Here is a 21,697-nt window from a genome sequence, read left to right as displayed (position 1 = left end):
TGTATATACATTGTAAAATAAAAAATAATTATTAAAATATAGTCTTAATTTTGATATAATATGTTTATATAAATAAATTAAGGGGGATATTCATGGAGAAATATTCATTAAGAAATGACTTCTTGGGGGAAGTTATTGGTTCGTTTATATTAGTTCTTTTTGGGACAGGTTCTGTAGCAGCAGCGGTATTATATGATGCACATCAAAGTTTGTTCCAAATTGGTATGTTATGGGCATTTGCCGTAACTTTTGGTATATATATGACTAGAAATTTAAGTAATGCACATTTTAATCCAGCGGTGTCAGTAGCAATGGTCCTTACAGGTAGAATGAGTGTTAAGAGATTACCAACGTATATTGCAGGACAATTTATCGGAGCATTACTAGGTTCATTAGTAATGTATGGAATTTATAGTTCATCGATAGCACAGTTTGAGGTCAAAAAGAACATAGTACGTGGAACATTTGAATCAGTTGCTACAGCGAAAATGTTCGGAGAGTATTATAATCAACCAGGTGGTTATAACATTTCTATGCCAGTGGCATTTGTTGTAGAAGCACTAGGAACGTTTTTATTAGTTTTAATTATATTCTTATTTACAGAAGGTGCTAATGTAGGAAGACCAAATGATAATATGGCTCCTGTACAAATAGGTTTAACTGTTGGATCATTATTGTGTTTACTAGCGCCAATTACTCAAGCTGGTATGAATCCAACGCGTGATTTCGCACCTCGTTTAGTAGCGTGGGTATTTGGTTGGAAATCAGCAGCATTTCCAGATGCTAGTGGTGGCTTTTTCTGGGTTTATATACTAGGGCCAATAGTAGGTGGAGTATTAGCTGGATACTTATTTACTAAAGTGTTAGAACCAGCATTAAAAAGACAAAATGAATTAAACAAATAATATAATAAAGTTAGAGGAGAAAAGAATTATGACAAACAAAATAGATTTAATTTTAGTAGGTGGATTTTTAGGAGCTGGGAAAACTAGTCTTCTATGGGAAGTTGCGAAACGTTTAAATGAAAAAGGACGTAAAGTAGGATTAATTACAAACGACCAAGCAAGTGAATTAGTTGATACTACATTTTTAGAAACTAATAATGACATTGTTGAGGAAGTAAGTGGGAGTTGTTTCTGTTGTAACTTTGGTGGATTTGCTAATGCAATTGCTCATCTACAAGAAGCAAATAACAGTGATATTATTTTAGCAGAACCAGTAGGAAGTTGTACTGATTTATCAGCGACTATTATGCAACCTTTAAAAGAAAAATACAAAGAACAAGTTAATTTAAAACAACTTACAGCTTTAGCTGATCCAACTCGTTTAAAAGCTGTATTAAAAGATCATTCAAATCCTGGAGATTATATTATTTATAAACAATTTGAAGAAGCGGATGTTATCTTAATTAATAAAGTTGAATTATTATCAGAAGAAGAATTAGCTGATTTAGTAGAAAAAACTAAAAAAGAATTTAATAACGAAAATGTTCTAACTGCAAGTGTTAAAACTGGAGAAGGTTTAGACGAGTGGTTTGATTACATTATCAACAGTGAAAAAGAAGTAGGAAGAAGAATTGTAGAAGTAGACTACGATACATATGCTGATGGAGAGGCACTATTCGGATGGTTAAATGGAACTTATGCTATCGAAAAAGAAGAATCTTTTGAAACATTAGCTACTGCATTCTTAGCTAACTTAGGTGAAAGATTCGATTTATTAAATCTAAATGTAGGTCACGTTAAATTCTTGTTACAAGGTAAAGAGGAAGGTTTAGTAGGTAATATTGTAGGTAAGAAAGAAACTGCAACGCTACGTAAATTAGACAATGCTAGTGATAAAGTATTTCTTACAGTCAATGCACGTGTAGAAGTTCACCCAGATAAACTAGTTGAGATTGTAAAAGAAGAAGTTGAACGTGTATTTAATGTAGTAGGATATAAAGAAGAAACTTTAAATGCTTTAATCCCTGGACGTCCAAATCCAACATTTAGATACAGAGAAATCGTTAAACTATAATTATAGAAAAAAATAGTCTTCTATGATAGAATAAAGAATAAGTGCTAGTTGCTTGAATCAAATGATTCAAGCAACTATTTAATATAAAGGGATGGTGATAAAATGAATAATAATATCAAAATAAGATTATCAGTTGATAACTTCTATGATAATATTTCTAAAAATAAACAAAAGACAAAAATTGATCCAAAACAACTAAGTAAATCGTTAGGTTATGATGAAAAAATAATAAATGAATTTCCTGATGAAATAAACATGGGGCTGTCTTGTGGAAATCCAATTAATCACTTAAAAATAAAAGAAGGTCAGTCTTTAATTGATTTAGGATGTGGAGCTGGAATGGATATTTTCATAACAAAGATGAAAAATCCAAAAGTAGGAACACTATATGGTTTAGATAGATTAGATTCAATGTTAGAAAAAGCGAAAAAGGTTAGAGATAACAAGAAGTTTGATAATGTTGAATTTATTAAAGGCGAACTAATAAATATTCCTTTAGAAGATAAATCAGTTGATAGAGTTATTAGTAACTGTGTTATAAATTTGGAGCCAGATAAACAAAAAGTATATGATGAAATATATCGTATTTTAAAAGAAGATGGTATGTTTGTAATATCAGATATCATCTTGAAAAAGGAATTGCCATTAGAGTGGAAAAATTCCCAACAGATGCACTGCACTTGAGTGGCTGGTGCTCTTCTGGAAGAAGAGATGGTAGATATTATTAAAAAAGCAGGATTCAATAAGTTCCAAATTATAAATTCTGATGTAACAGATGAGTATGCAGAAAAATGGGGATATGGAAAAGGTATGAAAGATTACATACAAAGTGGACTGCTTATCGGAAGAAAATAATTATTTTATTATAGCTGTACAAGAAAAATATATTTGAATTTGAATATTAAAAGAAATTTTAATTCCTATTTTTGAGATTATATATAAGAAATATATTTATTATATATAAATATATTTAAAATAATTTTTATATAATAAAAAAATAAAATGATTTCATTTTTTTGACACAACTTTGCTAAATGAAGTAAAATGTAGGTATACAGAGGAAAGTGAAGTTATAGATTTAAATGCTAGAGACTCTATGTATTGAGGTTTATTTATTATTGAAGTTTAATATATTAAGTTTTTATAAGGAAGACTGTAAGTTAAGAGGAATATATTTTTAAAATTAAAAAATTGTTTAAACTTAATTTTAGTTTGTGTATATATAATAGACTTATTATTAGGGAAATAACATAAAAATTTAGTTAGGGGTGAAAGTCAATGAGGTTATTATTAGCCGAGGACGAAAAAGATTTAGCAGATGCTCTCGAAGCAATGTTAAAACATAATCATTACTCAGTTGATGTGGTGAATAATGGACAAGATGCACTAGATTATCTAATGCTAGACGAATATGATGGAGCTATTCTTGATGTTATGATGCCACAAATGGATGGGGTAACAGTTGTAAAAAAATTAAGAAAAAATAAAAAAAGTACGCCTGTATTGTTACTTACGGCAAAATCAGAAATTGAAGATAAGGTTTATGGTTTAGATAGTGGTGCAGACGATTACTTAACTAAACCTTTTGTCACAAGAGAATTACTAGCAAGAGTTCGTTCTATGACAAGAAGACAAGCAACATTTACTAGTAATGTATTAGAACTAGGGAATGTGAGTCTAAATAAGAATACATTTGAATTATCTACAGAAAGAGATAAGGTTAGATTGTCAAATAAAGAGTATCAAATGATGGAATTACTAATGAGGAATCCGGGTAATGTAATACAAACAGAACAATTTTTAGAGAGAGTTTGGGGTTATGATAGTGATTCTGAAATTAATGTAGTATGGGTCAATATTTCGTATTTAAGAAAAAAATTAAAAGCATTAGAAGCAAACATTCACATTAAAGCTACAAGGAATGTAGGTTATACTCTGGAGATGCTAGATGTTTAAGAGTCTTAGAAGAAAATTTATAATAACAGCAGTAGGTAGTGTAGCTGTGGTAATAACTGTTTTAGCAGTTGCACTAAATTTTATTAATTTTAATAAACTTGAAGAAAGAATAGATACAACGCTATTAGATGCCTCTAAGTCGCAGGCTTTAATAAAAATTTTCACAGAAGATGGAGATGACTTGGTAATTACGAAAAATTCATCAAATCCGACAGACTATAATGGTTTTTCTATTGCTAAAGTCGATGATGTTGGTAGAATAATAAAGGCATATCGTGATGATACATTAATACCAAATCATGATGATTTACAAAATAAGGTAGTTAAAGCTCTAGAAAAAGGTGGTGCTAGTGGATTCATCGGTAGTTATAGGTATTTAAAAGTTGAATCAGAAGTAGGAAACTTAATTCTATTTCTAAACTGTCAGCGTGAATTGGATTCGTATGAATCATTCGTGAAAAATAGCGTCTTAATATCTATGGTTGTAATAGTATCTGTGTTGTTACTTATTATTTTAATATCTAAAAGAGTTATAGCACCAATACAGCAGAGTTATACGAAACAACGACAATTTATAACGGATGCTAGTCACGAGTTAAAGACTCCATTAGCTATTATTAGTTCTAATGCTGATGTATTAGAAATGGAGAATGGTGATTCTAAATGGACAAACAATATTCATAATCAAGTAGATCGTCTAACAAGTCTAGTAAATAGCTTGGTAGTATTTAGTAGAATGGAAGAAAAGGATACTGTTGAACGTACTCGTTTTGACTTAACAGAGACTTTGAAGTCAAGAATTGAAGAGTTCAGAGAATTAGCAGATTTTCAAAAACGGTATATTATTACGGAAATTCATGACAAATTAAACTATTATGGAGAACAAGCATCAATAGTTCAACTTATAGACATATTATTAGAAAATGCCATTAAATATGCACCAGAAGGAAGTGACATACTAGTTTATCTTAAGAAAAATAGGAAATATGCTATCTTGAAGGTTTCTAATAAAGCTGATGTTAAAAAAGGGGATTTAGGTAAGGTTTTTGATCGTTTCTATCGTTTAGATGAGTCAAGAAATAGTTCAATAAAGGGATATGGTATAGGATTATCTATGGCACAACTTATTGCTGAAAAACATAAAGAAACAATTCGTGCTTATGCACCAGAAGATGGAACCTTCAAAATAGAAATGCGTTTTACACTTGATGAAAGATTTTAATAAAAGGTAATCTTCCAAGCTTATTGGTTTGGGAGATTATTTTTTGTTTTGAAATTAATAGGTGAGTATATAATAAATATTACAGAAAATTTGTAATTATAAAATAAAAATGCTATAATCTACATAATTAATAAAAATATATTAATGGTTCATAAGATTAAAAAAATAAGTTTTTATAGAGGAAAATAAAGGGGAAGAAATGATGTTTGACGCATTTTTTGACTACTTAATTGGGATTGTCGGTGATGCGAAAAAATCACTAAAAAGTTAGATAGAGTTCACAGAATTATAGCGGTTATTTTTTACTGTGTTGAGATAATAATTCTTTTAGCTATTGCTATATTAACGATGGATGACTATCAAATTACAAAGAGTATTTTATATTTATTCGGTTTGTTCATTTTTGTATCGATATGCTATATATCATTTTATAAAAAATATCTTTTAAAAAAATAGAAATTCACTTGAAGATGAAAATATAAAAAATAAAGATTTCTAATTAGTTAAATTTTAAGAACATCATTTAAGGTATAAAATTTGCTAATTCAGGTAATTTATTATATGTTTTGATAACGTTTTATGTTATAATTAGAAAAAGGGAAATCCTTTAATTTTATAGGAGGAGGGGTTTATTATGAAACCATTCAAAAGAACAGTGGAGAAAGTGTTAGCATGGATTGCTAATGTCATTTTAATAGTTTTAACGGGGTTCTTAGCGTATAGCTCATTCTTTAAAATTTCAGTTTTAAAAGATAATCCTAAGTTTTTAAATTTATTTAAGTCAGAACTAGAAAAAAATCCTAATGGGGCTAACTTAAATGGGGTTAACTTATCAGCTGAACAAATAATTGATTACACAATTCAAGGTTTAAAAATGTATTCAGTTCTGTTAATCGTATTAGTTGTTGTGGCGTTATTAGCGACGTTTTTAATGAAAAAACGTATTTTATCTGGAATACTTTTCTTATTATTAGCGATAGTAATAGCTATTGGAACAGTAGGAGTATTAATTCCAGTATATCTATTCTACTTTATCGTAGCGATTATGCTATTTGTTAGAAAAGAAATCCCACAGGAATATCAAGAAACGGTTAATTATCTGTAAGAATAAATTTGAGAATGCTTTAGGTTACTATATTTTAAAAAAGGTGAATGTGTATGTTAAGTAATATTTTATTGTTTTGTCAAATATTAATAAGTTTATATAGTCTTTATATAAGCTTTAAAAATTCGAAGTATATGAAACAATCTAATTGGCATAATAGTATAATTTGTTATGTATTTCTAGGTATGATTAGCAATAATACGGATAATATATCTACTAAAGCAATTCTTACATTAGTAATGTTTTTAATTTTAATTAATGAATTAAATATAATAAAAATATTAAAAAATAATGATACAGATTTAATTGTTGAAAAGATATAGATAGTCATAATATTTTAGTTTTAAAAATTAATAAATTTCAGAGTAACTTTATGGTAGTGATACTTTAATCATGCCTTTAAAGTTACTCTTTTTTTAATATTTTAGTAGATAACTAAAATATTAAATTTTTCATCTGAAATTTAGACTATCAAATTTCAATAAATTGGGATATTGTGGTATAATTTATAAAGACAAATAATGAAGGATTTATTATGATAAAATATAATTATAATGAGAGATTAATAGAAAAATTAAATATTATTCCTTTTATAGAAAAATATAAATTTAATAATGAAAAATACAATACTGCTATTTTTTGTGCGTTAAGTTCAATATATAATCATAAATTTAATTATGATCATATCGAATCAAAATCGATATTACTTGGGGATTATTATAGTTTTGAGTATTATAGTATATTGAAAGATGAGTTGGATAAGTTAAGTATTTTAACGGATACTATGAAGGTTGGTTATTTTCAACTTGTTACTAAAAGGATGAGTGAGGAAGAATTTTATTTAAGTATAATAAAGACGTGGTTTGATTTTTATGGTATTGAATTCCAGGAAATTGATAGTGAAACTGTGGTCTTTGTATAAAAATGATGGAGAATAAAATGTTAAAACAGTATGATACGTTGGTACATGATGTTTTAGAAGATATCTTAGATATCACAAAATGTGATGATGATAGATTAAATGAGATTATTAAAAGATATTTTTTAAATGGTGGAAAGAGGGTAAGAGTCCTTCTTTTACTTATATGTGCTAAATTAGGAAATTTTGAATTGAATAGAAGAGATATAATTCGAATGGCTAGTATAGTTGAAATAATTCATACTGCAAGTCTTATTCATGATGATATTATTGATAATGCTGATACGAGACGCGGTAGTATTACAATGAATAAAGAGTATACTAATGAATTTGCTCTACATGTAGGTGATTACTTATTTGCGATAGTTTTAAATAAGGTTGCGAAGTTTAGTGATGAGAGAATTCATAGTTATTTAGCTGAGACTCTTAAGGAACTTTGTATTGGTGAGCTTATTCAAGCCGATGGTTTATACAATATTAAAACTAGACGAATAGATTACTTAAAGAAAATTAAGAGAAAAACAGCGATTTTAATTGCATTTGCTTGTGTTGCTGGTAGTATTGTTTCTAAAGCTTCTGATGAAAACATTAAAAGTGCATTTTCGTATGGTTATTACCTAGGAATGAGTTATCAAATTATTGATGATTACTTAGATTTCGCTGGTGGAGCTGAGAATCTTGGGAAAGAAGTGGGACAGGATTTAATGAATGGTAATATCACATTACCAGCATTACTTGCAAGAGAAGAAAAACCTGAATTATTTAATAATTTCACAAATGAAACGATTACTGAAGAGAAAACGGAAATTATTGATTATATAAAAAATAATGAGAAAATTTTATCAGAGGCACTCGATATAAGTAGACGTTATTTGCTAAAAGCACAAAATAGTATAGATAAAATAGAAATTTCAGTAAAAAATGAATTGACTTTTATAATGAATAAGTTAGCAAGGAGAGATAATTAAATGAATTTACAACAATTTTTAGAAGAATTAAAAGATATTGATTTTACTGCATTAGATAGAGAACAACAAGAAGAATTTCGTACAATACTTTTAGATTATGGATTATTTGATGAGTGTTTAGAACTGTCTAAAGTTATTTATGAACAAAATAGAGAAGATGATACAGCTATCGAAGGTTATGTTCACAATTTATTATACTTAGATAGAAAAGATGATGCTTTGGTAGTATTATATAATTCACCAAAAACTCCATCAATTTTATATCAAGAAGGTTTAATATATTTAGAAGATGAATTATACGAAATTGCTGAGGATAAATTCTTAGCTGCAAGAGCTGGGACAGACTTTAATGAAGCAATTCGTGCTATCGATAAAGAGTTAGTTGGTATTTATTTAGCAACTGGTAGAGAAGATAAAGCAAAAAATTTAAGTGAAAGAATTTTCTATGAAGAGCCATCTTTAGAAAATTTCCAAACAGCATTTGACAATTTATTTGCATTGGGATTATTTGAAGAAGCTATAGATTTTTATAACCAAAATGGTAGAGGTTATGAAGACGCAAGTATATTATTCTCATTAGCTTTTGCCTATAATCAAATTCAAAATTTAGAAAAATCAAAAATGCACTTATTAAAAACTATCGCTTTAGATCCTGATTTCACTGAAGCATATTTACATTTAGGACATATGTCTAAAGGTGATGAAGCTAAGAAATATTTAGAGAAATATATTGAATTACAAGGTATGGCGATTAGTGCATACTTACATTTAATTTCTTTATATAAAGATGATCAACAATATGATAACATTCGTACACTTATGCAAGAAGTATTATCTTCTCAAGGAATTTCAGAGCAAACTTTATTTATTACTATTAATGCTCTTAAATCACTATTTGAATATGAAAAAATCTATGACTTATATAATGAAAACTCACTAATAAAAGATGATCCAATCCTTCTTGGTGCTACTTTAAATGCTTTATCTGAAGAAGAGGATTATATTGACTTTGTTGAGGAAGAAGTTGTTACTTATTTTGAAGTTTTACATGATGAACCAACATATTTAGAAACTTTAAGAAATGTTTATGACTTAACAGGAAGTGCGAGAGTACGAGATATAATCAGTCATTTCGAGCAACATCATGGACCACATGGTCATCATCATTAGAATCAAGAAAAAATTAGGGATAGGATAGGAGGTGTTAGTTATGAATTATAGTTTTAAAGATATATATACTAGAGCTAAGTCGGTAGTTGAAACTGATAGTTATGTAATTTACCAAACGTTAAAGTCAAAATTATACTTTAGCGGAAATTACTTATTAATGAAAAAAGAACCAATTTCTATAGATGAACTGGAATACTACATTGCGTCTTGTAGAAACTTTTTTAGAGATAAAGGTGTTAATTTTATTCATTTGGCTGCGTTAGAAAATATAAAACTATCTTGGAAGCTTAAAAGATATTTAAAGAAAGAAGGTTTTAGCGAAATTAATTTACTTTTATATTACTTAAATATCAAAAATTTTGTAGAACCAAAACTAAGCGAATTTCAGGTAGAATATCTTCAAAAAGTTGATTTAAACAGATATTTGGAGTTTCAGTATAAAATAGATGTAGAGGCTAGTAATGAAGAGTGGGCAGAACACAATCAAACTTTATTGTATGAAAATATTAGATCAGAAAATATCAAACAACTTGTAGCTAAAGATGGAGAAAAAATAGTAGGATCAGCTAATATTATAGTTAAGAGTAATTTCTTTGAGATAGATAATTTATATATAGCACCTGAGTATAGAAATCGTGGAATAGCTAAGCATATTATTACTCACGCTATAAAGAGTGAACGTAAAGAGAATGTTCTTTTAGTAGCTGATGCTAATGATACACCTAAGTATATGTATGAAAATATTGGATTTTCAAAAATTTCAGAACAGGATTTTTATTTAAAAACGAAAATATAATTAGTAAAGAGAGTGAACGACTCATAGATCATGATTTCCTCGAAATTAGATTACTTGAGTCGTATCTTTTTTATAAACATTATTAGGGATGTTGAAGTTCCATGTTTCCTGTTGAGAAAATAGTTAATATGTAGTAAACTAGTAGAAGAAACGTAGAAAATATGTGGAAAAAGGATGTGATTATTGTAGTGAAGAGAAAATTTAAGAGATTTTTAAAGTTTATTATAGAATCGATGGCTGTTATTTTGGTTGTATATGGAGTATTTTCTGCGGGTGGACATCTTAAAGCAAAGAAGGATGCTGCTAAGCAGCAAGAATTAGCTCAACAACAAGAACAAAATAAAGAAAATCAACGAGAAGAATCAACATCTGAAAATACGAAACTTAGTGAGACAGAACTTAATGAAGCTTTTGATAACATAGTAGAGCAATATAAGGGAGACAATGAGATAGGAGTTGTCTACAAGAACTTTTCTACAGGATATAAATATGGACAAGAAGAAAACAAATACTTTACAGCTGCAAGTACAATAAAAGTAGTGTATGCAATGAGAATATATGACCGCATAAGAAATGGTGAAGTATCAGAAGATGCCGATATATATTATAATGAGAACCATTTAGAAGAAGGAAATGGACAAATCACTAATAGTAAGAAGAAAAATAGCTATAAATTAGATTATGTTATTCAAAATATGCTACAGTACTCTGATAATACAGCTACAAACATGCTTGTGGGAGATAGTGCCACAGCAGCAGACCTATTGGTGAAGTATTTGGATAGTTTAGGTGTGAATTTATCAATGGAGGAAGCTCAAAAGAATAGAATAACGCCAGCAATGATGGAGGTTGTTTGGACAAAACTTTACAATGAACGTGATAAGTATCCAAAATTAATTAAGTACCTAGAAGATTCTGAAGCTGGAGAAGTAATAAAAGATGGAATACCGAATAAAAAAATAGCTAGTAAGTACGGTGCTTTGGGTTCTAATTATCATGAAACAGCTATAATATTTGGTGATAAGGATTATATGTTGTTAATTTATACAAATAAACTGAATAAGTCAAAACAAGCAATAAAAGAAATTGCTAAAAAAATTGATGAAATTACAAATAACAATATGTAATAAAAGAATTAGATAGGAAATAAGAGACCTATCTAATTTTTTTGTGATATTTTTAATACATAAAGTTAAATAGATTGTTAGTCAAATATTAAGGTTACTCATATCCCTTTATTAATTTTTATTTTCATGCTATAATTAACAGGTTATATAAATAAGACAGTATATAAAATTGGATAAATTAAGGAGAAACAAATGACAACATTTGAAGAATTAGGGGTTAGTCAAGAGACAGTTCAATCACTAACCAACATGAATTTCATATCTCCAACTGGTATTCAAACAGAGACAATCCCATACGTATTATCGGGAATTGATATTTTAGCACAAGCACAAACAGGATCAGGAAAAACAGGTGCTTTTGGAATACCGTTAGTAGATACAGTAAGGCGTAATGATCAATTACAATCATTAATCTTAGCGCCAACAAGAGAATTAGCTCAGCAAGTTGGGGAACAACTTCGCTTAATGTCAAGAGCTAAAGGATTAAAAGTAAGTATTGTATTTGGCGGAACAAGTATTGAAAGACAAATTCAAGACTTGAAAAAACATCCTCAAATTATAGTGGGAACACCAGGTCGTGTTATCGATCATATTAATAGAAGAACAATTAAATTAGATTCATTAACACATCTAGTATTAGACGAAGCCGATGAAATGTTAAATATGGGATTCATAGAGGATGTTAGATTTATTTTATCGAAAATAACTTCAAGACATCAAACACTATTGTTCTCTGCGACAATGCCTAAAACAATAATGGAACTTTCAAAAGACTTCATGAGAGATTATAAACTAATTAAAACTATGAGTGATGAAGATCTTAAACCAGATATTACTGAATATGCTACAATCGCTAGAGAGAATGAAAAACTAGAGACGCTAATTGGATTTTTAGATGTTCAAAATCCTAACCTAGCAATTGTATTCGGTAGAACTAAGCGTCGTGTTGATGAATTAGCAAGTGCTTTAATTGCTAAAGGATATTTAGCTGAAGGATTACACGGAGATATCACTCAATCTAAGCGTTTAGAAATTTTACGTAAATTTAAAAATAACTCATTACAAATCCTTGTTGCAACAGATGTTGCAGCTCGTGGTATTGATATTAGTGATGTGACTCATGTATATAACTTTGATATCCCACAAGATGTAGAAAGTTATACTCATAGAATTGGAAGAACTGGTCGAGCAGGTAAGTCTGGAGTGGCAATTACATTCTTAAATCCAGTTGAGATGCCTTATCTGAAAGATATTGAGAATTCTCGTGGTGAAAGAATGAAAATGTTACGTCCTTATTCACAAGATGAAGTGAAGAAAGCTCGTCACAACAGATTATTTGACGAAGTTGTTTCGGAAATGGATAATAACCATGTTGAATTTAATAGCCTAGCTAATAAATTGTTAGCTGAAACAAATGCAGAAAAAGTAATCACTATTCTACTAAGCAAATTAATTAATGATAAAAAAGATGTTGACGTAGAACTATCATTTGAAAAACCTCTACCTCGTAAACAAGAGCGTGGAAGACGATCAAATAGAGGAAATGATAGACGCCGTCGTTCAGATAATAGAGATAAGAAAAATCGTAATGAACGTAGGGGAACAGATAAGAAATTCTTCGACAAAAAAGGTCGTAGAATGCAAAACAAATAATAAGGAAAAGATGTCAATCTGTTGATTGATGTCTTTTTGTTATATAAAATTATTAATGTAATTTTTAATGAATATACTGGAGAAATTCTGTAGTTTAAGGTATAATAGTAATGTGTAATTTTTATTAATTTAGAAGGATATAGCGAGCTCTTTTTAAAAAGATAAATTCTCTATATCTTTTAAAATGTGATAAAAAACTTAATGAAGGGAATAAGAATAATGAAAAAATTAGGTGTCTTTTTAGGTGTATTATTTATAGCAATTTGTGCATTCTTATTATTCTATGGTGAACCTGCTTACCAAAAATGGCAAGAGTATAATTTTAAATCGCAGGTTAAAGATACGGTAGAAGCTGCTGATAAATCGGATTTCGCAAAAGATAGCAGTTCAAAAACCGGTTGGTTAGGTGATAAATTTGTAAAAGTTTATTATCCAAACTCAAACTCTTCTAATGCAGATGAAATAAAATCTCGTTTAGATGAGGAAACAAAAGGATTAGCTGAAGGGGAGCTAGATTTTAACAAAGATATTAAAGAAATTGTTTTCTATGGAAGTAAAGAAAAAGAAAGTAATTTTGCCAATGTATCAGAATTAAGTGTTGAGAAAGTTACTCATAAGATATCTGATAAGAATGTAGAAGCGGCAACAGAGTCTAATTTATCTAGTATTTTCTTAACAAATGAAGGGAAACCATTTACTTTATCTAGTTTATTTGCTTCTCCAGATGATGCTAAGAAAAAGTTTTTATTTAAAATACAAAAACAATTAGAAGTTCGTGGAGTATCTGAAGCAGAAGGAAAAGATGCTATAGTTAAGCTTCGTGATCAAGATATGGCTGACTGGAAATTCACTTATGGAGAATCTAAATTTAACATAAATATTGATAAAGTTGGAGAAGTTAGTTCAGTAGAAGTTCCGATAACTGATTTATATAAGTATATAACAGAAAGTTATTTAAAAGGTGCAGATTTAGAAAAATATAAAGAATATGTTAAGAAAAGAAATAGAAAAGCTGTGGCATTAACATTCGATGATGGACCAAATCCACAGACTACTCCTGTAGCATTAGAATTATTGAAAAAATATAAAGCTAAAGGTACATTCTTTATGGTAGGTCATGCAGTGGAAGGAAATGAAGATCTTATTAAACAAGTTATTGCAGAAGGTCATCAAATTGGTAACCACTCTTGGGATCATCCTGTTTTAACAAGTATTAGTTTAGAACAAGCGAAAAAACAAATTAATGATACAACTGAAGCATTGAAAAAAGCAAGTGGACAAGATGTTCACATTATGAGACCTCCTTATGGAGCTATCAATGGGGCTATTCAAGCAGCGGTTGATCAATCATTCATTTTATGGGATATTGATACACTAGATTGGAAAAACCGTAATACTGCTTCTATAATGAAAGAAGTTAGAAAAGCTCAACCAGGATCAATTATCTTAATGCATGATATTCATCAAACATCAATTGATGCATTACCATCGGTATTACAATATCTAACTGAACAAGGATTTGAAATGGTAACAGTTGAAGAACTTATGGGTGATCAATTAGAACTTCATCAATCATATACTAATAGAGAATAGAGAAGAGCTCAGTTATAAGAATTTTAAATATTAGAATTCTTATAACTGACTTTTTTTATTTTAATAATTATTGCAAGTTAGTATTTGAAGAGATTATATAATTTATTTTTTTATAGTTTTGATGTAGAATATAATTGAAAGAAATAATGTGAATATTGTAAGGAGATTATTATGAGAGTTGAATTAGTTTCGGTAGGGACTGAATTATTATTAGGAGATATAGTTAATACAAACACAGCATATCTATCAAAAGAACTTGCTGCTCTGGGGCTTGGAGTTTTTCGACAAACAACTGTAGGAGATAATAGAGAGAGATTACTTAAGACATTAGAGAGTGCATTCTTAGAGAATGACACGGTTATTATTACTGGTGGTTTAGGGCCTACTGATGATGATATTACAAAAGAATGCGCGGCAGAATATTTTGGAAGAGAGTTTTATTTTCATGAGTATTCATGGGTAAAAATACTAGAGAGACTTACTAGATCAGGTAGAAATATAATAACAGAAAATAATAAAAAACAAGCTATGATTCCTGAAGGAGCAATAGTATTAGAAAACTTTTGTGGAACTGCACCGGGTATAATAATTGAGGAAAATAATAAAAGAATAATTTTATTACCTGGACCACCACGAGAAATGCGTGATATGTTCGAGAAAAGTGTAAAACCATATTTAGAGAAATTTAGTAATAAGCATTTTATATCTAAATACGTAAGATTTTATGGTATAGGAGAGTCTTTATTAGAAACTAAAATTAAAGATATAATGGATAATCAAACAAATCCTACGTTAGCACTTTATGCTAAAACTGGAGAAGTGCTACTTCGTATAACAGCTAGCAGTGAAGATAAGAATGAATGTGAACAACTTATAAACGAACAATTGAAAGAGATTGAGAAAAGAGTAGGGGAGTACATATATCTTGTAGGAGATGAAGATATATCAGGAACACAAACAGAAATGAATAATGTGGTTGCTAATCTTCTTATAGAAAATAATTTCACTATATCAGTAGCCGAGTCTTTAACAGGAGGAAAGATTTCTTCTATGTTGGTAGAAAAAAGTGGAATTTCAGAATCATTTCTTGAAGGTGTAGTTTGTTATTCAAATAAATCAAAAATTAATACTTTAGGAGTAAATGAAGAAACTTTAGCAAAATTCGGTGCTGTTAGTGAAGAAGTAGCTAAAGAAATGGCTTTAGGAGCAGCAAAAAGATTAGGAGCTGATTTTGCAGTAGCGACAACAGGAATAGCAGGACCTAACAGTGATGAAAGTGGTAAACCTGTTGGTTTAACTTATATAGGGATTTATGCTCAAGGTGATATTAGTGTTAAAGAGTGTTTATTTACTGGAGATAGGGAGCTAATTCGCTATAGAACAAGTGTAGAAGCCCTTGAAGAAGTTAGAAAAAATATTTTGAAAAAACTATAGTTTTTACTTGTAAAATGATATACTATTTTGTATAATATTAATAATAAAAAAAGATATTTAAGGAGATTGATTATGTATACAATGAACTTATCTAGTTTGGAGTCGCCGGATCCCAGGTACGGGCAAGATGATGAATATTCCCAGGACTTCAATACTGAAATAGACTATGAAGATGAAATTTTATCAGATTATGCTGATGAAAGCTACAATGAAGTAGAGTTTTCTGTTCCTGAAGAGGAATTCTTAGATTACTCTAATGAGATGTTCCTGTATAAGGAGTATTCGTACGATTTTGAAGAAGATTACGAATATGATGAAGTTAGTATATCTAATGATCAAATAATGTTAGAAAATATAAGCGAAGCTTAAAATAACATTGAGAATGAAAAAATGACCTATAAGTGTTTTTCCACTTATAGGTCGATTTTGTGATGTTATATATTTTAAAACTTTAGTTTACCTGAATTTATTGAAACGAATACGAATGATTTTTAGTTGAATAAAAATGTATTTAGTTTTATTTAAACAATTTTTTATATAATGGTTATTAAAGAATATGATATAATAGATAATAGTAAAAAGGTGAAAGGAGGAGAAATATTGAAATATTGTAAATTGATAGCTGCAGGTTTATTATGTTTAGGCATTACAACTATTGATGATTCTAAAATCAAAGCTGATTACTTTACAGATTACAACACAACAGTAACAGACACCGTTTTCAGAGAAAATATATTTAATTTTGATATATTCAATAATAATAGAAATTATTCTCTTCCTGTAATAAAAAATAGTGTTATTCACAGTAACATGGATGAACTTGAATATAGTGCTGAATTACTTAGCTATAAAAAAAATTCATATAATTTTTTAATTTTTTATTCGTTAGATAGTAACAATATCCCAAATGAGCTTTTTAGAATACCATTGAAAAAGAGTGGTAATGGGAAAATAGTTGATAAAAGTTTACTAAAACTTTTCGCTCCGAATACTAGAATAATAATGAATGTAATGACTTACGATATTGACAATAATGGCAGTATTAAGAATTTAGAATATTCAAAATCTAGTAAAATATATTTTACTAAGAAGAATATTAATTTAGTAGTAAGTGAAGGTAACAAAGAAGTTGTAAATAGGAATATTGAACTTAGAAATATTCCTCAAGAAGATAAGGTTGCAGTTTATCCATACGAGATTGAACAGTATTATAACCCTGATAAATATTATAGTTATAAGAAAGCTGTTATCTTAATTGATGGAAAAGAGTTGAATTCGGAAAATATTGAGTTACCTTATCTAGCTAAGAAAATCGAAGTAAAATTAGCTCAAGATAAAGATTATTGGAATAAAGTAACTGTGGAATATCCATCTGAGTTGAAAAAAGATAATAAAGAATATTTTATAAAACAAGGAACAACTTTTTCAAGTTTTGTTAAAGAAAATGATATCAAGGAAATTGCATCTAAAGATGATAAGTATGAATTTTCTGGTTTCTACCTTGATGATAAAGAGGTAGTGAGTTCACAGGTATTGGGAAATAATATAAAAATTCAAGCTAAATATAATACTAAGGTAGTATTAGATAATGGAAGTTCAAAAAAAAGAGTGACTTTATTAACTAGTCAAAAATTAAGTGAAATAGATACAAAGTTCTTTAGTAAAGAGAAGTATCATGTAGAGAGTTATTCTATTTATAATGCAAGTGATAATTCTAAGATTAAAGATGTAAAGGACTTGTCCGAGGAGAAGGTTAATAATAGTATCATTATTAAGGCTAATTATAAAGAAAATGTTAATACTCTTAAAATACGACAAGATGATTATAATAAACGTTTTGGTAAAGTTGATGAGAGTATTAGAGATAAAGATATAGAATGGCCTGAAACAAAAAAAATTGGAGAATTATTATCTGAGTTACGTAAAAAAATTAAACCAAGCACAGGATACGAAGTACTATTTAGATCTAATAAAAAAGTTATAAATGATGATGAATACATTACTTCTGAAACTATTCTAGAAATTTACTTTAAAAAAGTAGAAAGTGAATGGGTTAATGTCAAATTCGTAGGAAGAGGAATAGATAAATTTTTATCAGATGGTCAAGATGTACTAGTTGGTTCAAGAATAGATAGTATGGCTAATTTACCTACGGCTACAGGAGTTACGGATCAGGAATTTTTAGGTTGGCAGGCGAATGGTGATTATTTAATTGCTGGAGAAAATTCTGAGAAAATTAGAGTTTCTAAAAATAAACTTTTGCAAACTAATGAATTAGGTGCGGTTGTAACTGAAAAAGGGAAAGATATTGAATTTAATGCTGTTTATAGAAAATTATTTAAAGTTGAATTTGAAAATGCTTTTTCTGGGAATATTAATTTTTCAAAAGATTCATCTAATATACTACATGTAGATGAGTTTAATAGTATTGGTGATGCTACAAAAAATAATAAAATACTAGTAGTTCCTAGATCTGGTTATTCATTATCTCATTTTATAGCGAATAAAACTGTGAAAGTAAATATGGATAAAAGTACTAAAGAAATTTTTGCAGATCAGAAAATTAAAGAAAATGAACTGTATAATATTGTTCCTACTTCGGATTTAAAAATCACACCAATATTTAAATTGAGTGTAGTACCATCTACACTTGAAGAGATGATAGAAAATAATAAGATAAAAACTGTTGATGATGCATTGGATATAAAATTTGAATCAACAGAAAATATTAGAAAAATTTTAGGACCATTGTATTACTTGAGGTAAAAAGAATGGTTATTAAATATGAGATAATAAAAGGATGTTTATCTGTGCTGAGCAGAGATAAGCATCCTTTTATTTTTATTTAAACGTTATTTATTTAATTTTTTATTATATTAAAAAATAATAAAAATTATTTAGTGTTATTTTTGTATAAAGGTTAATTTTAAAAATTTTAAAAAAATAATATAAATAATATGATATTATCTTTTTAAAATAATTATTTACTTGATATTAATACAATAATAATTGGTGTATATCAGTAGAAAATCATTTAATGTCCATATTAATATAGACATTAAATGGTATTCTGTCTTTTATGAAAACGTATTATAATATAAACAGGGAGGGATGAGGATGATAAGAAAATTAGAAAATCGCCAAGTAGAATTGTTACAGATATTAAAAGAAGCAGAAGATTTCTTACCTGTACATGTTATTGCAGAAAAAATGGGGATATCTACTAAAACGGTTTACAGGGATATAGAAAAAATAGTTAAGGATGTAAAAGAGATTAAACTATTAAAAAAACAAGGTAGTGGAATAAAAATGTTGTTTTCGAATTTTCTCATTGAAAAAATTCCTCAAAAGCAATTAGTTAAGTATTCTTTAGAAGAACGTAGAGTTAATATATTATATTATTTATTAATAAATTCAAAAAACTATACTTCTATTGAAGAACTAGCCGAAATGAACTTTGTGGGAAAATCGAGTATAGTAAATGATTTAAATTATTTAGAAGATAGACTTGCTAATGAGAATATAAAATTAGAAAAAACGAGATTAGGAACTAAAATAATTGGTGATGAGAAAAATATTAGAAAAAATATAATGAATTTAATTCGAGATTATTCATTTACAGAAGATGAAAATGCAGAAGTATATTATTCCGATAGAATTGAAAAAAATACATTAAAAGAACTATCTTCTAAATTTGATTTTAGAAAAATAGAAATAGTTGAAAGAATTATATCGAAACACGAAAAAAATCTTCCGTATACAATAGGTGATTTGTATTATATTAATTTAGTAGTTCATTTACTTATTGCAATAGAAAGAATAAATAGTGAAAATTATTTAGAAAATAATGAATTTCCTAATATAACTGATAAAAAATTCTATTATGAAGCTGAGAGTATTGCTGCTGATATTGAGAATGAATTCTTTATAAGTTTACCACCCAATGAAATTTATTACATCTATCAGTATCTTGTTAGCATGGGAGTAGGGAATTTAAATAATGATGTTGATTTTGAGGTGAAAGAAGAAATTGAAAACATTGTTAATGAATTTCTAGAAGCTGTTTCTAATACAAATAATAAGGCAAATGAAAATAGAGATAATATTTATTATTTATTTATACTGCATATCAGAGCATTAATGAGACGATTAAAATATGGAATTAGCATAAAAAATCCTTTGTTAAATAAAATAAAAGAAGGCTATTCGAAACAGTTCTCCGATGTGAGTGTATTAGCAAGAAAAATATTATCAGAAGAAATAAGTGAGGATGAAATAGCGTATTTAACTGTATATACTGAGTCAATATTAAAATTGAACAATTTAAAAACAAAAGTAGTATTAGTTTGTAATAGTGGTTTTGGTACATCTCTATTTTTAAAAAAAAGAATAGAAGATAAGCTTAAAAATATAGAAGTAGTAGATGTTGTGTCTACTAAAGATATAAAGTTTTATGACTTGAGTAAAATTAGTTTTATAATATCTACAGTGAAACTAGAAGATAAACAAGATGCTGTTTTCGTAAATGTTATGCTAAATGATGAAGATATTCAGAATATTAACAGAAAGGTGTATGGTAATGGCAATGAAGTTTAGAGTATTTAATAATGAAAAAAAAGTAAGGTTAGAAGATATTTATATTGACGTAGCAAGTTATTTAGAGAATAATTCATGGATATTTTCAAAGCAAATATTTTTGAAGGATTTGGAAGCAAGAGAAGAATTAGGTTGTATAAAGGTAGATAAAAATTTTTATTTACCACATTTAATAAATAATAATATTAAAGAAAATATAGTAGTAAGAGTAGATAATTTTGAAGATGATGTATTGTTTATTTTGATAAAAGAGAATGACAAAGAAGCTGAAGATAAAGCTAGAAATATTGTAAGAAATCTTTTAATAGAAAATAAAAGAAATATAATATTAAAGAGTAATAAAAGAAAATTTGAAGAAATTTCAAAATATGTGTAAAGGAGGTATTTATATGTTAGATGAATTGTTTTCGGAAGATAATATATATTTGGGTGTTGAGGGAAATAACTTTTTGGAAGTTTTAAATAATGTTTCAAAAGAATTAAACAAAAAAAAATATATAAATGATGGGTATACAGAATCTGTAATAGAAAGAGAAAAAACATTTCCAACAGGACTTGAGTTTCCTAAATATTGTATAGCTATTCCACATACAGATTCCAAATATATAAAAAAAGATGCAATAGCCGTAGTAAAACCGAAACAGAGCGTAATATTCAGGGATATGGCTACGAATTCAAAAGATCTTGAAGTAAATGTTTTTCTGTTACTGCTAATTAGTAAAAATGAAAATCAAGTAAAAGCACTATCAAGTGTTATAAAAAAATTTTCTGATGAAGATTTTTATAATAAAATCATACAGATTAATAATAAAAAGCAAATTTTAAATATTATAAAAAATAAGGAGATTTAAGAAAATGACAAAAAAAGTATTAATTGCATGTGGTGCAGGTATAGCGACATCAACAATAGTTGTATCTAGAGTTGAAGAATTGATAAAAAAACATAATCTTGATGTAGATATTAAACAAATTAAAATAGCAGAAGCTGCTAGTTTGCAAAATGAGGCGGATTTGATAGTTTCAACTACAATTTTACCAACTACCTACTCAATTCCTAGTATAATTGCAACTAATTATATTATGGGGATTGGTGAAGAAGAGTTAGATGAAGAAATTTTAAGTCACTTAAGATAATTAAA

Annotated in this window: 22 protein-coding genes; all 22 read left to right on the top strand. The window is 28.0% G+C overall.

From position 1 onward, the window contains the following. The first annotated feature begins 92 nt into the window (after nt 1-92). The 22 genes from JX287_RS06980 to JX287_RS06875 all read left to right on the top strand — a co-directional run bounded on the left by JX287_RS06980 (nt 93) and on the right by JX287_RS06875 (nt 21,692). Entirely contained in the window at nt 93-905 is an 813-nt protein-coding gene (locus JX287_RS06980) for an MIP/aquaporin family protein (protein ID WP_204644097.1), read from the top strand. Between the two features lie 28 nt (nt 906-933). Then, nucleotides 934-2,019: a GTP-binding protein gene (locus tag JX287_RS06975; protein WP_204644095.1), complete on the top strand. Its 1,086-nt coding sequence runs from the start codon at nt 934-936 to the stop codon at nt 2,017-2,019. A gap of 102 nt (nt 2,020-2,121) precedes the next feature. After that, nucleotides 2,122-2,703, top strand: coding sequence for a methyltransferase domain-containing protein (locus JX287_RS06970; protein ID WP_204644093.1), 582 nt, complete (start codon nt 2,122-2,124; stop codon nt 2,701-2,703). Between the two features lie 27 nt (nt 2,704-2,730). Continuing rightward, nucleotides 2,731-2,874 carry a hypothetical protein gene (locus JX287_RS06965; RefSeq protein ID WP_048803311.1) on the top strand — a complete coding sequence of 48 codons (144 nt, stop codon included), beginning with the start codon at nt 2,731-2,733 and terminating at the stop codon, nt 2,872-2,874. 423 nt (nt 2,875-3,297) lie between these two features. Next, on the top strand, nt 3,298-3,975 hold the full coding sequence (locus JX287_RS06960; protein ID WP_204644091.1) for a response regulator transcription factor: 678 nt from the start codon (nt 3,298-3,300) through the stop codon (nt 3,973-3,975). Further along, a complete protein-coding gene (locus JX287_RS06955; protein ID WP_204644089.1) occupies nt 3,968-5,197 on the top strand; it encodes a sensor histidine kinase in 1,230 nt (409 codons plus the stop codon). Before JX287_RS06960 ends, JX287_RS06955 begins: the two co-directional genes overlap by 8 nt. Before the next feature lie 634 nt (nt 5,198-5,831). Further along, a complete protein-coding gene (locus JX287_RS06950; RefSeq protein WP_204644087.1) occupies nt 5,832-6,302 on the top strand; it encodes a DUF4064 domain-containing protein in 471 nt (156 codons plus the stop codon). Between the two features lie 134 nt (nt 6,303-6,436). After that, a complete protein-coding gene (locus tag JX287_RS06945) occupies nt 6,437-6,625 on the top strand; it encodes a hypothetical protein (RefSeq protein WP_204644085.1) in 189 nt (62 codons plus the stop codon). Nucleotides 6,626-6,837: 212 nt separating this feature from the next. Further along, the gene (locus JX287_RS06940; RefSeq protein ID WP_204644083.1) at nt 6,838-7,224 is read left to right on the top strand and encodes a hypothetical protein; all 387 of its coding nucleotides are present in this window, start codon (nt 6,838-6,840) and stop codon (nt 7,222-7,224) included. A 17-nt stretch (nt 7,225-7,241) separates the two neighbouring features. Then, complete coding sequence (locus tag JX287_RS06935; protein ID WP_204644081.1) at nt 7,242-8,189, top strand: polyprenyl synthetase family protein; 948 nt, start codon at nt 7,242-7,244, stop codon at nt 8,187-8,189. Further along, on the top strand, nt 8,190-9,359 hold the full coding sequence (locus JX287_RS06930) for a tetratricopeptide repeat protein (protein WP_204644079.1): 1,170 nt from the start codon (nt 8,190-8,192) through the stop codon (nt 9,357-9,359). A gap of 40 nt (nt 9,360-9,399) precedes the next feature. Continuing rightward, nucleotides 9,400-10,155: a GNAT family N-acetyltransferase gene (locus tag JX287_RS06925; RefSeq protein ID WP_204644077.1), complete on the top strand. Its 756-nt coding sequence runs from the start codon at nt 9,400-9,402 to the stop codon at nt 10,153-10,155. Between the two features lie 233 nt (nt 10,156-10,388). After that, nucleotides 10,389-11,282 carry a serine hydrolase gene (locus JX287_RS06920; RefSeq protein WP_239650359.1) on the top strand — a complete coding sequence of 298 codons (894 nt, stop codon included), beginning with the start codon at nt 10,389-10,391 and terminating at the stop codon, nt 11,280-11,282. 192 nt (nt 11,283-11,474) lie between these two features. After that, nucleotides 11,475-12,935: a DEAD/DEAH box helicase gene (locus JX287_RS06915; protein WP_204644073.1), complete on the top strand. Its 1,461-nt coding sequence runs from the start codon at nt 11,475-11,477 to the stop codon at nt 12,933-12,935. Nucleotides 12,936-13,154: 219 nt separating this feature from the next. After that, complete coding sequence (locus JX287_RS06910; protein WP_204644071.1) at nt 13,155-14,528, top strand: polysaccharide deacetylase family protein; 1,374 nt, start codon at nt 13,155-13,157, stop codon at nt 14,526-14,528. A 171-nt stretch (nt 14,529-14,699) separates the two neighbouring features. Then, nucleotides 14,700-15,962, top strand: a complete 1,263-nt coding sequence (locus JX287_RS06905) for a competence/damage-inducible protein A (RefSeq protein ID WP_204644063.1) — start codon at nt 14,700-14,702, stop codon at nt 15,960-15,962. 72 nt (nt 15,963-16,034) lie between these two features. Next, the gene (locus JX287_RS06900) at nt 16,035-16,331 is read left to right on the top strand and encodes a DNA topoisomerase IV (protein ID WP_204644061.1); all 297 of its coding nucleotides are present in this window, start codon (nt 16,035-16,037) and stop codon (nt 16,329-16,331) included. Between the two features lie 231 nt (nt 16,332-16,562). Next, nucleotides 16,563-18,728, top strand: coding sequence for a hypothetical protein (locus tag JX287_RS06895; protein ID WP_239650358.1), 2,166 nt, complete (start codon nt 16,563-16,565; stop codon nt 18,726-18,728). 351 nt (nt 18,729-19,079) lie between these two features. Continuing rightward, the gene (locus JX287_RS06890; RefSeq protein ID WP_204644059.1) at nt 19,080-20,558 is read left to right on the top strand and encodes a BglG family transcription antiterminator; all 1,479 of its coding nucleotides are present in this window, start codon (nt 19,080-19,082) and stop codon (nt 20,556-20,558) included. Next, entirely contained in the window at nt 20,542-20,934 is a 393-nt protein-coding gene (locus JX287_RS06885; RefSeq protein ID WP_204644058.1) for a hypothetical protein, read from the top strand. The genes JX287_RS06890 and JX287_RS06885 overlap by 17 nt, the downstream gene beginning before the upstream one ends. 13 nt (nt 20,935-20,947) lie before the next feature. Continuing rightward, a complete protein-coding gene (locus tag JX287_RS06880) occupies nt 20,948-21,409 on the top strand; it encodes a PTS sugar transporter subunit IIA (RefSeq protein ID WP_204644056.1) in 462 nt (153 codons plus the stop codon). 4 nt (nt 21,410-21,413) lie between these two features. Continuing rightward, on the top strand, nt 21,414-21,692 hold the full coding sequence (locus JX287_RS06875; RefSeq protein WP_003147183.1) for a PTS sugar transporter subunit IIB: 279 nt from the start codon (nt 21,414-21,416) through the stop codon (nt 21,690-21,692). Nucleotides 21,693-21,697: the final 5 nt, after the last annotated feature.

The sequence above is a fragment of the Gemella haemolysans genome, assembly GCF_901873445.1.
Lineage (GTDB): Bacteria > Bacillota > Bacilli > Staphylococcales > Gemellaceae > Gemella > Gemella haemolysans_C.
Note: the sequence above shows the minus strand (reverse complement) of the source record. Positions and strands in the feature narration are given on the sequence as shown.

Excerpts from the sequence above, each read along its gene's own strand:
- JX287_RS06980 (WP_204644097.1), top strand. The coding sequence starts at position 93 with ATGGAGAAATATTCATTAAGAAATGACTTCTTGGGGGAAGTTATTGGT.
- JX287_RS06975 (WP_204644095.1), top strand. The coding sequence starts at position 934 with ATGACAAACAAAATAGATTTAATTTTAGTAGGTGGATTTTTAGGAGCT.
- JX287_RS06970 (WP_204644093.1), top strand. The coding sequence starts at position 2,122 with ATGAATAATAATATCAAAATAAGATTATCAGTTGATAACTTCTATGAT.
- JX287_RS06965 (WP_048803311.1), top strand. The coding sequence starts at position 2,731 with ATGGTAGATATTATTAAAAAAGCAGGATTCAATAAGTTCCAAATTATA.
- JX287_RS06960 (WP_204644091.1), top strand. The coding sequence starts at position 3,298 with ATGAGGTTATTATTAGCCGAGGACGAAAAAGATTTAGCAGATGCTCTC.
- JX287_RS06955 (WP_204644089.1), top strand. The coding sequence starts at position 3,968 with ATGTTTAAGAGTCTTAGAAGAAAATTTATAATAACAGCAGTAGGTAGT.
- JX287_RS06950 (WP_204644087.1), top strand. The coding sequence starts at position 5,832 with ATGAAACCATTCAAAAGAACAGTGGAGAAAGTGTTAGCATGGATTGCT.
- JX287_RS06945 (WP_204644085.1), top strand. The coding sequence starts at position 6,437 with ATGAAACAATCTAATTGGCATAATAGTATAATTTGTTATGTATTTCTA.
- JX287_RS06940 (WP_204644083.1), top strand. The coding sequence starts at position 6,838 with ATGATAAAATATAATTATAATGAGAGATTAATAGAAAAATTAAATATT.
- JX287_RS06935 (WP_204644081.1), top strand. The coding sequence starts at position 7,242 with ATGTTAAAACAGTATGATACGTTGGTACATGATGTTTTAGAAGATATC.
- JX287_RS06930 (WP_204644079.1), top strand. The coding sequence starts at position 8,190 with ATGAATTTACAACAATTTTTAGAAGAATTAAAAGATATTGATTTTACT.
- JX287_RS06925 (WP_204644077.1), top strand. The coding sequence starts at position 9,400 with ATGAATTATAGTTTTAAAGATATATATACTAGAGCTAAGTCGGTAGTT.
- JX287_RS06920 (WP_239650359.1), top strand. The coding sequence starts at position 10,389 with ATGGCTGTTATTTTGGTTGTATATGGAGTATTTTCTGCGGGTGGACAT.
- JX287_RS06915 (WP_204644073.1), top strand. The coding sequence starts at position 11,475 with ATGACAACATTTGAAGAATTAGGGGTTAGTCAAGAGACAGTTCAATCA.
- JX287_RS06910 (WP_204644071.1), top strand. The coding sequence starts at position 13,155 with ATGAAAAAATTAGGTGTCTTTTTAGGTGTATTATTTATAGCAATTTGT.
- JX287_RS06905 (WP_204644063.1), top strand. The coding sequence starts at position 14,700 with ATGAGAGTTGAATTAGTTTCGGTAGGGACTGAATTATTATTAGGAGAT.
- JX287_RS06900 (WP_204644061.1), top strand. The coding sequence starts at position 16,035 with ATGTATACAATGAACTTATCTAGTTTGGAGTCGCCGGATCCCAGGTAC.
- JX287_RS06890 (WP_204644059.1), top strand. The coding sequence starts at position 19,080 with ATGATAAGAAAATTAGAAAATCGCCAAGTAGAATTGTTACAGATATTA.
- JX287_RS06885 (WP_204644058.1), top strand. The coding sequence starts at position 20,542 with ATGGCAATGAAGTTTAGAGTATTTAATAATGAAAAAAAAGTAAGGTTA.
- JX287_RS06880 (WP_204644056.1), top strand. The coding sequence starts at position 20,948 with ATGTTAGATGAATTGTTTTCGGAAGATAATATATATTTGGGTGTTGAG.
- JX287_RS06875 (WP_003147183.1), top strand. The coding sequence starts at position 21,414 with ATGACAAAAAAAGTATTAATTGCATGTGGTGCAGGTATAGCGACATCA.